Genomic DNA, 486 nt, shown 5'->3' with positions numbered 1-486 from the left:
GGCGGCTGGGTGGTCTTGTCCTTTCGCAAGGTGAAGTCCACGCCGTATTTCTTGGCGCAGGGCTTGAAAGCGGCGATATTAGCGTCCGTGATCTCGATGTTGGACAGCGCCGCCCCGTACTGCTTCAACTGCTTCAAACTCTGTTGGCCGTGGCGGAGCTTGGGGCCGTGCTTCCGGGCCTCCAAATATTTTTTTAGGGCCATTTGCAGCACTTGGGCTGTCAGCTTCCCGGTTTTCATGGATAACGCGATGGTCTTTTGAGTGACTTCCTCCTGCAAGCGTCATACCTCCTTTGCCAGAAGTCGAGGGTAAAAACTAAGGCGGCACTACCAGCCGCCGCAGGTAAATCCGCATTAGATACGCACCCGCAGACCGTTCAGGTCGTTGGCCCGGATGCCGACGAGATACCATGCAGCGGCGTACTCAATCCGGGTGGGTTTCCACCTGCCGCCCACCATCACGTCGAAGCACTGTCCACAGTGCAAA

General features: G+C 57.0%; 2 protein-coding genes. Both read right to left on the bottom strand.

Annotated elements, in window-relative coordinates; genetic code table 11:
- Positions 1–278: PcfB family protein (locus D1646_RS11630; protein ID WP_160636618.1), on the bottom strand; the 278-nt coding region annotated here is incomplete at its 3' end.
- Between the two features lie 75 nt (positions 279–353).
- On the bottom strand, positions 354–486 hold a 133-nt coding region (locus tag D1646_RS11625), incomplete at its 5' end, for a DUF5348 domain-containing protein (RefSeq protein WP_160636617.1).

Origin of the sequence: Pseudoflavonifractor sp. 60, assembly GCF_009911645.1 — a bacterium.
GTDB lineage: Bacteria > Bacillota > Clostridia > Oscillospirales > Oscillospiraceae > Lawsonibacter.
Note: the sequence above shows the minus strand (reverse complement) of the source record. Positions and strands in the feature narration are given on the sequence as shown.